Genomic DNA, 10,866 nt, shown 5'->3' with positions numbered 1-10,866 from the left:
AACAGTAAAACCAAGGCCTCAACGGTATGCCAAAAATAAAAATGCCGTTCACCTTAAGTGAACGGCATTAGAGCCTAAGCTCCCTTTTTTGATCTCACTTTGAAGTTATATTTTAGTTTTGCATTACCGTTGCTGTATTAAAGTCACCAGTTTGCGTAACTGAAATAGCGTTACCAGAACCTGACTGAGAACCCATTACGAGGTTATCGTTACCAGTTTGGGCAATAGTCAGCGTGTTTTCTACGCCTTCAACCATAAAGCCACCGTCATCTTCAGCGCCAACCCAGTTGCCATTGCCTGTTTGATAGATAGTCGCGATATTTTCATCGCCTACAATAATGAGGTCAATCAGGTTAAGATCACCTTCTTGCGTCATTTCTACTTCAGTGTTATCAAAACCGACGACTGTAACAAGGGCTTCATTTTGGTTGCCATCTTGCTCGATATCAACATCATTACCGAAGCCTAGTACGTCGGCATAACCGAAGTTCTCATTGCCTTCTTGAGCGATTTCGATGCTGTTATCGTCGAGTTCAGTGAAGGCTACTGCAGTATTGGCGTCACCGTCAGATATGATTGAGATATCATTGTCGTCACCATACTGAGCGAATGTCGCAAAGTTACCATTGCCTTCTTGATCTAGATTCACACTGTTTTCGTCACCAAATACTTGAAACTCAGCGCCATTATTATCACCATCTTGCTCAATACGAATCGTATTATCACCACCTTGAATTTCGGCAACTAATGTATCGCCAATGGTGTTCGAGCTACCATCTTGCTCAATCTCGATGTCATTGTCGTCACCAGCGGTAAAGGCTAAGTAAGCCGTGTTACTGGTACCAACTTGTTCAATTTCAATTTCATTATCAGAACCGGCCAGCGCATATACAAAACCTGTGTTGCTATCGCCTGCTTGAGAGACAACAAAATTATTGTTATCGCCCTCAACGCCTTTAACTGCACCTAGGTTATCATTGCCTTCTTGGTAAACCTCAACGTCGTTGTTGTCACCAACATTGGCGCTAATATCCAGTGATACCATACCTGCAACGTTGTTGTCGCCGTACTGAGTGATATCACCGTCGTTGCCGTTACCTTCAACACGGAACGTGGCAAAGTTACCGTTACCATCTTGCTCAACATAGCTCGTGTTTTCAGCCCCCACGAGTTCAACAACAGCTTCGTTTTGCTCACCAGTCTGCATGACATCAACCATGTTGCTATTACCCGTCACATCAATATCAATTTGGCTAAAAAAGCCTGATTGATTGACATTCACTTCGTTGCCGTCACCTTCAATGTTTGCATCTGTAATGTGCCAATCTTCAGTTTGATTAATATCAATCACATTGCCTTCACCCGTTGACTCAACGTAGGCCTCAATCCACTCGCCATCTTGTGTGACAGTCGCTGCTTGGTCATCACCGGTCTGTTTAACGCTAGCAATATGTAGATCACCGGCTTGGCGAATGGTAGCGTCCTGACCAACAACGTCACCCGATGCGACAGTGGTTTGAATAATTGTGGCACTGTTTGCTGAATCGGCTAATGCATTGCTGCTTAGGCCTAAACTTGCTGTAATCGCTAGCGCAATCATAGTTTTAGTTGTTTGCGATCTCATTAGAGGCTCCCTGCTTAATATTGAGTAATTGTGATTGCGGCACCGTCTGCAATCTGTTCAATTGAAAAACTGGCACTTCCCAGCTGATTTATTTGTACTAAATTGTCATTGCCAATCTGGGTGATATAGGCTTGGTTATCCGTCCCAGCTTGTAAAAGATCAACTTCATTATCTTGTCCAAATTGAATGACTTCTGCTTGATTACTACTGCCAACTTGGATTAAGTCAGTGATATTTCCCTCGCCAGACTGGCTCAGACTGGCTTGGTTAAGTACGCCGACTTGCACAAGGTTAATAATGTTGTCTCGCCCTGAACTTTCGAGAAGTGTTTGCAGTGTTATGGGGAGTTCATTGGCAACTAACTCTGATTCATTGCCAAGGCTAGAGGCTGAATAGAGTGAGAGGGCAAGGATGACTCCAACTGTTTTAAAAACCGACACTTAACGCTCCTTCATTAAGATTACAAGGTGAAGCACACTTCACTTTGTGCTTGCTGGTGAGGTCTCTTTACTAGAAGTTGCTCGCCAGATAAGTTCCTCAAGTTACCCTGTTGTTTTTTTGCTGCAATAAGAAAAAGGTCTACTTATTTGAGTAGATGAAAATTCTACCAATCTGACGATAGATTATCTTTTTACTGTTGAATGCTAAGAGGTTTTGGTTTTTTTAACTGTTTTTTGGGCACTTTTTATAATGCAATGGGATTAGTAGTTTAGTCCTAATTGGTCGGCAAGCTCTTTCAAATACTGAGGCGCTGTGGCAACAATTTGATGGGTTAAAAATGCCGGATGTTCACTTTTGTTTTCAACAAGCCAAGCGTTGTTATGGGCTGGATAATGGAGTGTTTGGGGTACCGGTTCGGGAAATTTAAAGGATTAATAGGGAACCTGTTTATGTTTAAGAAACTGACACCGTTAGCCTCTGCTATCGCTGGAATTATCGCGGTTTCGTCTGCTCCAGTGCAGGCGAAAGTAGTAACTCAACACGAATATATTAAAGACTCGCTAATCGTTGTTTATAAAGACAATGCCACTCAGAGCGAGCGCGCGTCGGCTCAACGTCTGGTTAGGGCTTCTATGCGTGATGTTAATGCCGATGGTGTTGATGACCGTTTTGCTAACTTGCTTGAGGGTAAGCTGGCTAGATTATCACTTCGTCCAGGTTCAGATGTTGGGCAGGCGATCAAGATGATCAGTCGTCATCCTGCAGTAAAATATGCAGAACCTAACTATGTGATTAAGGCGATTGGTACGCCTGATGATCCAGACTTTGTGTCTTTATGGGGCATGAATAACACGGGCCAAGATGGCGGTGTAGCTGATGCCGATATTGATGCAGTAGAAGCTTGGGATGTCACCACTGGTGATAGCGCTATTGTGGTTGGTGTAATTGATACCGGTGTTGATTATAACCACCCAGATCTACAGGCAAATATGTGGACCAACCCGAATGAAATTGCTGGTAACGGCATCGATGATGATGGTAACGGTGTAATCGATGATATTCATGGTTTTAACGCTGTGAATAACAGTGGCGATCCTATGGACGGCAACGGCCATGGTACTCACGTAGCAGGGACGATTGGTGCGTCGGGTAACAATGGTGTTGGCGTTGTAGGTGTTAACTGGGACGTGAGTATTGTGGGTTGTCAGTTCTTAGATTCGAGTGGCTCAGGCTCTACGGCTAATGCGATTGCTTGTATCGACTATATGACAGATTTAAAGTTAAATCATGGCGTAGAAATTAAGGCGACGAATAACTCTTGGGGCGGCGGTGGCTTTAGCCAAGCGTTGAAAGACTCTATCGATGCCGGTGGTGATGCTGGGATTTTGTTCTTTGCTGCAGCGGGTAACAGTGCGGTCGATAATGATGCGAATCCGCACTATCCATCAAGTTATGATTCTGATGCGGTTATGTCGATTGCCAGCACAGATCGAAATGATGACATGTCTAGCTTTTCTCAGTGGGGCTTAACCAGCGTTGATATGGGGGCGCCGGGTTCAGCTATTCTTTCAACTACACCGGGCAACACGTACTCGACATACTCTGGTACATCAATGGCGACACCTCATATGACAGGTGCTGCAGCGCTAGTATGGTCTATTAATCCAGACTTAACACCGTTAGAGATGAAGCAGTTGCTGATGGATTCTGGTGATGCCAATACTGCACTTGCAGGTAAGACCGTTGCGGGGACGCGATTGAACGTAGCCAACGCGCTTGATCTTGCCGATCCCGATCCTGCTTATCGCTTTACGGTAACGCCAACTTCACAAACTGTAGAAGCCGGTAGCTCAACCCGTTATGACTTTAGTGTCGGCAGTGTCGCGGGGTGGGACGGTACAGTGGCATTAACTGTCGATGTTACGCCAACTCTTGCTGGTGTAACGTTATCGAGTAGCAGCGTAATGGCAGGTGATAGCTTTACTGTTGATGTTGCAACTGATGCTGCAGCTGCTTGGGGAGATTACACCATAACGGTTTCGGGTGATGACGGCAGCATTGTTAAGAGCAAAGCGGTTTCACTCACAGTGCTACCTGAAGGTATTCAGGACTTTACTTACTCAAATACTGATTCTGCAGCGATCCCTGATAATGATCCGGCAGGTATTGTTAGCACTATCGTGATTGCCGATGATGTTCAGGTATTTGGTGTTAACGCTAATGTGGATATCTCTCATACTTGGAGCGGCGATCTCGCCGTCACCTTAACTTCGCCAGCTGGCACTGAAGTTGTGCTACATAACCGTGAAGGTGGCAGTGCAGACGATATCGTTAAGAGCTGGGACTTGAGTGCCTTTAATGGTGAAATGGCAACCGGTACTTGGACATTGTCAGTTGATGACAATGTTGGTTCGGATACGGGAACACTCAATAGCTGGGGGATGATTATCTCTGGTGTGGGTGAGGCGGCTCCAGCTGCACCTGTCGCTGGCTTTAGCTATGCTGTAGATGGTCTCAATGTTGCCTTTACTAACTCAAGTAGTGATGTGAACGATGATATTGTTGGTTATAGCTGGGATCTGGGTGATGGTGGTGTATCGACAGAGATGAGCCCAGCTCATAGTTACGCGGCTGCTGGAACTTACACTGTATCTATGACGGTTACAGATGCTGAAGGTAATAGTGATACCGCGACGATGAATGTAGAGGTCTTTGAGCATAGCATTACAGCGGGTGTCGCACGCGCTAAGCTATCACGTCGTGGCAGTGCACTGGTCGACTTAACTTGGGATGGTGCATCAGGTGATAACGTGGTGATTTATCGTGATGGCAATGCGATAGCAACTACAAGCAATGATGGCCGTTACCGTGACCGTTTCTCTGGTGCTGCAGCATCGGTAGAATACAAGGTATGTGAAGCATCAAGCAGTCTTTGTTCTGATGTGATAACTGCAGCTTTTTAAGTTTACTTAGTGAGTAATACTGTTATTTAGTAATATGAAGCGACCTTATGGTCGCTTTTTTTATGTCTGTATTTTGAGGGCTACAGCTTTAAGCACATAGGTTTAAAAGTTAACGTGGTATTTATCGAGAATGGCTTGATAGGCACCAGAGCGTTTTAAGTTTTTAACGCCTTCTGCAAATTTTTCAGCATATTGCAGGCCTTGCACATTGTGGCTAAAGCCTACATAGAGTGGAGTAGCTTCTCCTTCGCTGCCCGCAAAGCGAATAAGGTCGCTATAACCGTTTTGTTTGGCTGAGTAATCGATAACATAGCGATTGCCTAATATGACATCTACGCGGTTTTTGATCACTAAGTGAAGGTTCGTTTTTAGCGGGGTTTCCCCTGAAGTTCGAAAATGAGTTGGGTGTTGTTTAAGGTATTGGTTCAATGCGTTGCCATAGTCATACCCTAAGATAGAGGCTAGGTGTTTATCATCTAGGCTAGGGAGATCAGTAAATTGCCAGTCGTCATTGCTGTGGGTAAAGAAGTCATTGGTATATTGCCCAATAACAAGGTGATTATTATAAAGTTCAAAAGCGGCCACATGCTCACTCGTGACAGCCAGCACAGCATCAATCTTATGCTGACTTGCAAGCTTCAATGCGCGCTGAAAGGGGATGAGCTCAAACTTGACGTTGATATTCACCGAGGCAAAGGCTTGTTGGGTTAACTCGACCACATAACCTGAATCATCAGTGCAGATATAGGGGCACCATATATCTGATGCAACGATGATCTCGTCTGCGTGGGAGGAGAAGCTTACGGCTAATACGATTAGTAATCTACACTTCAAAACAATCCTATTGTTAGTCACTCTATAAGGCGAGACTAGTCTATCAAAAGTATGCCGATAAAGGGGGATATTTAGCTTATTTAGTGGTCTAAGCTTGTCATTGGGGGCGGGAAAAATAGTATTTCTCTTTTAGGCGGCACTCCTTTATGAGCGGGTTGACATGCTCTTGTCATATTGTACTTACACTATAGTGGTAGCTGTTTTATGTCATAAAAGTCGCTTGTTGTTATTTGTCGATGATTGTTGTTTAAACGGTTGATGTTGTGAGGGTTCTTAACCTAGTTTATAATTTTTTGAATTTATTGATAACGAAAAACTTGAATAACCGCTGCTTTGAACTAAATTCGATAAGAGCTGAATAATTTATGTGATTTATTTCATCTTTGAGGGTGATATTTTGTATTTACAACTATTGATATTCGGCAAAAATCTGTAAAAATACCGCTTCTGTCCCTGATGACGAAATACAGGGAAAACGGAGGTAAATGTTAGCGCAATTTGCCTCTTATTGATTTTTGTATGTGTTGATTTAAGGGCATTAACATATATGTATAAGACGACAAAAAAACCAGTATGGTACGGCGAACTAAGAACAGCTCGTGGCAATACCATTCTAATTCATGATAAACAGTTTCCTGATGCTTCTGCTGGACGTGTTTACTTCTATAACGCGACTCGAGAGTCAATTATTGAGTATGCAGAAGATATCGTTAAGCCTAACTTACATGAGCTTGATGAGCAGGCGATAGCTGAAGTTGATAAAACTTATGGCGCCGCTTGGTTTGCAGCAAGAGAAGAGTTTATGGCTAAACATCAAGGCTGGGTAGAGGCTAATAATCCTAAGGCTGCTGCTGCACCTAAAAAGGCAAAGGCAGCACCAGTCGATGATGATGAGCCTGAACTAGAGTCGGCAGGCGGTGACGATGACTATGATGATGACTGGTCAGACGATTACGATGATTAATTAATGAAAAAACAGCGCTAGCGCTGTTTTTTTTTGCTTAATGTAATTAGAAGTGACTAATTAGCTGCAACATCATTTTCAAATTGATAGCGGCTAATATGATGATAAATCTCACCAGCAGCTATGACAGCATCACCTGCAATATCCGCTTGGTTTGGTGCATCGGGGATCTGCTGAGGCTCCAAGCACACACCTTGGTACTGTTTTAGTGTCTTTTGATTTTTACCTGTAATGCCTTGTAAATGGTTAGCACCGTAAACCTGCACGCCTGGCTGATTGGTATATAGGGTCAAGCTTCGACCGCTGTAGGCTGAGCTCAGCCTACCAAACCGCTGTAATGTCGACTCACTTTGCGGTAATAAAAAGCAATGATCTAAACCTGATGTTGCAGTTAACTCCTCACGACCAATCAGCGACTGCAGTTGAGTCGGTACAGATAAGTCTAAACCGCTGCCACGGGTTTCGCAGATCCCACTAGGCACTCCTACATTATTCATTTCGAGATACTCAGTGGCATCGATTTGCAGTTGGTGCGCTAGACTTGAGTCGCTGGCATCTAAGTTGAAATAACTGTGTTGAGTCAAGCTGATGGGGCAGGGTTTATCTGAGTTGGCTAAGATTTCGATATAAAGATTGTTGCCAACAAGACGATAATCTAACTGCACATTGCAGTTTCCCGGAAACCCCATATCTCCATCAGGGCTTCTTAGACTGAGACGCACACCGTCTGGTAAAGGGCCTAGCTGCCAGTTTTTTTTATGAAATCCCTCGCTGCCGCCGTGTAAGCAGTTAGTCTCTTGATTGACATCGAGTTGATACAGGTTGTGACCAATACTAAATTGGCCGTTAGCGATGCGGTTTGCATACCGCCCTGCAACGGCACCCAGATAGGCATTTTGTGCTAGATAATCTTCGGCGCTATCACAGCCTAAAACTAAATTGGCACGCTCGCCATCTCGATCTGGTGCCCATAAAGAGCGAATTATCCCACCTAGGCTTAACACCTCAATGGCGATAGTACCGTTGTCGATGAGCAGTCGCTCAATTTGTCCACCACGTGGATCAGTCCAAGGCTCGAGGGGGCGAATACGTACCATAATTAGGTCCTGTTAATGGTTAAGCTAGTCGTCGATACGCTTGGCGCCATCGCAAGCGTTGCACAGATAAATATCGGCTTCTAAACCTGTTTTTTCAGCATATTTCTGTTCAACAATTTCTACAACAGCGTCGGTGAGCGCGTGATCGACCAAGGCGACAACACAGCCGCCAAAGCCTCCGCCAGTCATGCGAACGCCGCCACGCTCACCAATAACATTAGCGATGATTTCAACGAGGTAATCGATTTCTGTTGTGGTGATTTCAAAATCATCCCGCATTGATGCATGGGACTCTGCCATTAAACGGCTGACCTTCGCTATGTCAGCAGACTCTAATGCCCATGCTGCATTTTGGGTGCGTCGATTTTCAGTGATCACGTGCTTTGCGCGTTTATAACAAGCTTCAGTTAATTCAGATTTACCCGCTTCAAGGCTGGCTAAATCCAGATCTCGTAGTGATTCAAGACCAAAGTGGGCAGCAGCTTGCTCACACTGCTCACGTCGAAGGTTATACTCCGAATCGACGAGGCCGCGTTGAACATTAGAGTTGATAATAATCAAGCTTAAACTGTCAGGAATACTGACCGCCTCACAGTCTAAATCGAGGCAGTCGATAAGCAGTGCATGGTCCTGCTCACCTAGCGCGCTGATCATCTGATCCATGATACCGCAGGCGCAGCCAACAAATTGGTTTTCGCCGCGTTGTGCTAACTGAGCGATGGCAAGAGGTGAGAGCTTGATTTGACTACAGTCGTTAACCGCGGTGCCAAAAGCAACCTCAAGGGCTGCAGAAGACGACAGGCCTGCGCCCATTGGCACATTACTGACAACGGCTAGATCGAGCCCTTTGGGTGCAAGACCCGAGGTGGCCATAGCGGCAGTGAAACCTTTTAAGTAGTTCGACCAATGGTTTTTAACTGGCACTCCTTCTTCACCAAATACCCACTCTTCAATTTCACCGGGAAAGGCGTCAGATACGGCGCGAAAGCGAAGGTCATCACGGCGCTTGACTACTATGGCGGTATGGAAGTTGATGGCGGCGGGTAGCACAAATCCATCGTTATAGTCGGTATGTTCACCAATGAGGTTAACGCGTCCAGGGGCACAATAAAGCTCATCAGCTTGGGTGCCAAAAGTTTGCACAAACAGTTTGTTTGCTCGCTGAGCGGGATTGGACATAATCAAAATTTCCGAATGTTAATATTTACGTTCAGTACAAAACATTGCAATAAACTGTTTAGTTTGCTGAGTTTGATTCTGGTGACCAATTTAATAACAGCGGCATACATTAAAATTTAATCTTAATGAGTTACATTTTATTGAGCGGCAATGAGGCCTGTTTTTTAGTGACGTCAGGTTTTTATACTGGTGTCATATTGCCTTGCTCAATATCTATCTCTAGTTTTATATCATGACTTTGTAGATTGTGTAACTGAGTTTTTTTATAGCACAAAAACTCAGCAGGCAAAGGCCCCTAATGCCCTACGGTTACGCAGGGCCATTACGTTTCCGCTAACCTTTAGTCGGTTACCAATTGGCTATTTAGGCTTTGCGGCCCAAAAACAAACTTGCTCAGTGCTAGGGTCACCAATATGGTGGCGGCAAGAGTGATCGCCATCATGTGGATGAAGTGCAGCGGGCTCCATACAAACGTAAACACGGCATATACCAACACACCAAATACCAGACCTATCTTAATCGCTTTTGCATTGACATCTTTAAAGGCAAGCGCGCAGATAAAGGCTGCCAATACCGGCATAGAATAGAGGCCGTTTAATTGCTGTAGTAGTGAGATGATGCTGGCTGACTGGGCAAATACTGGAACTAAGCATAATGAAATAAGGGTGAAGACTAATGCCACACGGGTACCAATCTTACGCACATCAGCATTCGGGTTGATGTAGTTTTGATGAATATCACAGGTATAAAGTGCAGCTGCTGAGTTTAAGCATGAGTTAAATGAGCTTAATACTGCCCCCGCCATCACCGCAGCAAATGCGCCAGACATCCAACTTGGTAAGATGTCACCGACTAATTTTCCGTAGGCCACATCACCCACATCACCATACAGCTTATAGGCAACAAGTCCGGGCAATACCACGATAATAGGAATGATAAGCTTCATGACGACTGCGGCATAAAGGCCTTTTTGCGCTTCTTCAACTGACTTTGCAGCCAAGGCTCTTTGGGTGATAACCATATTGGTTCCCCAGTAGAAGATCTGAATAAAGATCATGCCTGTTAGTAAAGTGGGCCAGGGAATATCTGATTGGGCGTCACCAATCAAGGTAAGGCGTTCAATCGGGATCCCTGATAGATCCCAGTTGACGGCATTAAGCGCTAGATAAGAGACCACGACCCCCATGAATAATAAGCCAATACCATTGAGGCTATCTGAAATCGCGATGGCTCTTAGGCCACCAAAAATGGCATAGATAGCGCCGACTACAGCAAAGATCACGGCCAACACTGTCACTGAAATAGATAAGCCAAACATCGACTTCATAAATAGTGAGCCGGTATACAGTACTACAGGGAGTAAGATGAAGGCGTAGCCAAGCATAAACAGCACCGACACCATGGCACGGATCCCTTTGTCTTGATATTTGCGCTCAAGCAGCTCAGTGGTTGTGGTGCAGTTGTATTTGTAATAGATAGGGATTAACCACTTAGCTAGGATTATCAGACCCACTGCTGCAGCAATCTCCCACCAAGCAACGATTAAGGTTTGCGCCCCATTCATTCCCACAATCTGCTCGGCACTGATGTTGGTCATCATCAATGAGCCTGCCACGACAACCCAGCTTAAGCCGCCGCCAGCAAGAAAATAGTCTTTGCTATCACTGGTGTCGCGAGTGATGTTTCGGCACTTTAGGTAGGTGATTAAGCCTACCAAGGCGGTTAAGCCAAAAAATATAACGAGTTGAATAGTCTGTTCCATGA

At 44.9% G+C, this 10,866-nt stretch carries 8 protein-coding genes; 2 read left to right on the top strand and 6 right to left on the bottom strand.

Annotated elements, in window-relative coordinates; genetic code table 11:
- Nucleotides 1-112 precede the first annotated feature (112 nt).
- Together ACVBIK_RS11890 and ACVBIK_RS11885 are read right to left on the bottom strand one after the other, a co-directional pair.
- A complete protein-coding gene (locus ACVBIK_RS11890; protein ID WP_447169762.1) occupies nt 113-1,624 on the bottom strand; it encodes a curlin in 1,512 nt (503 codons plus the stop codon).
- A gap of 14 nt (nt 1,625-1,638) precedes the next feature.
- Nucleotides 1,639-2,064, bottom strand: a complete 426-nt coding sequence (locus tag ACVBIK_RS11885) for a curlin (protein ID WP_447161499.1) — start codon at nt 2,062-2,064, stop codon at nt 1,639-1,641.
- Nucleotides 2,065-2,514: 450 nt separating this feature from the next.
- Here ACVBIK_RS11885 and ACVBIK_RS11880 point away from each other — a divergent pair, with 450 nt between their 5' ends.
- Nucleotides 2,515-5,028: a S8 family serine peptidase gene (locus ACVBIK_RS11880; RefSeq protein ID WP_447161500.1), complete on the top strand. Its 2,514-nt coding sequence runs from the start codon at nt 2,515-2,517 to the stop codon at nt 5,026-5,028.
- A gap of 102 nt (nt 5,029-5,130) precedes the next feature.
- Here ACVBIK_RS11880 and ACVBIK_RS11875 read toward each other — a convergent pair whose 3' ends face one another.
- Entirely contained in the window at nt 5,131-5,862 is a 732-nt protein-coding gene (locus ACVBIK_RS11875) for a substrate-binding periplasmic protein (protein WP_447161501.1), read from the bottom strand.
- A 547-nt stretch (nt 5,863-6,409) separates the two neighbouring features.
- Here ACVBIK_RS11875 and ACVBIK_RS11870 point away from each other — a divergent pair.
- Nucleotides 6,410-6,826 (top strand): hypothetical protein, encoded by a 417-nt coding sequence (locus ACVBIK_RS11870; protein WP_447161502.1) that lies wholly within the window; start codon nt 6,410-6,412, stop codon nt 6,824-6,826.
- A 56-nt stretch (nt 6,827-6,882) separates the two neighbouring features.
- Here ACVBIK_RS11870 and ACVBIK_RS11865 read toward each other — a convergent pair whose 3' ends face one another.
- From ACVBIK_RS11865 to ACVBIK_RS11855, 3 genes are all read right to left on the bottom strand, one after another.
- On the bottom strand, nt 6,883-7,923 hold the full coding sequence (locus ACVBIK_RS11865) for an aldose epimerase family protein (protein ID WP_447161503.1): 1,041 nt from the start codon (nt 7,921-7,923) through the stop codon (nt 6,883-6,885).
- A 24-nt stretch (nt 7,924-7,947) separates the two neighbouring features.
- Nucleotides 7,948-9,102 carry a galactokinase gene (galK, locus tag ACVBIK_RS11860; protein WP_447169761.1) on the bottom strand — a complete coding sequence of 385 codons (1,155 nt, stop codon included), beginning with the start codon at nt 9,100-9,102 and terminating at the stop codon, nt 7,948-7,950.
- A gap of 340 nt (nt 9,103-9,442) precedes the next feature.
- Nucleotides 9,443-10,864 (bottom strand): solute:sodium symporter family transporter, encoded by a 1,422-nt coding sequence (locus tag ACVBIK_RS11855; RefSeq protein WP_447161505.1) that lies wholly within the window; start codon nt 10,862-10,864, stop codon nt 9,443-9,445.
- Nucleotides 10,865-10,866 lie beyond the last annotated feature (2 nt).

This window comes from Shewanella sp. 125m-1 (assembly GCF_052977065.1).
This window is presented reverse-complemented; position numbering and strand designations above follow the sequence as displayed.

Bases quoted from the DNA above. Each gene is read 5' to 3' on its own strand.
- ACVBIK_RS11890 (WP_447169762.1), bottom strand. From the start codon at position 1,624: ATGAGATCGCAAACAACTAAAACTATGATTGCGCTAGCGATTACAGCA.
- ACVBIK_RS11880 (WP_447161500.1), top strand. From the start codon at position 2,515: ATGTTTAAGAAACTGACACCGTTAGCCTCTGCTATCGCTGGAATTATC.
- ACVBIK_RS11870 (WP_447161502.1), top strand. From the start codon at position 6,410: ATGTATAAGACGACAAAAAAACCAGTATGGTACGGCGAACTAAGAACA.
- ACVBIK_RS11865 (WP_447161503.1), bottom strand. From the start codon at position 7,923: ATGGTACGTATTCGCCCCCTCGAGCCTTGGACTGATCCACGTGGTGGA.
- galK (WP_447169761.1), bottom strand. From the start codon at position 9,102: ATGTCCAATCCCGCTCAGCGAGCAAACAAACTGTTTGTGCAAACTTTT.
- ACVBIK_RS11855 (WP_447161505.1), bottom strand. From the start codon at position 10,864: ATGGAACAGACTATTCAACTCGTTATATTTTTTGGCTTAACCGCCTTG.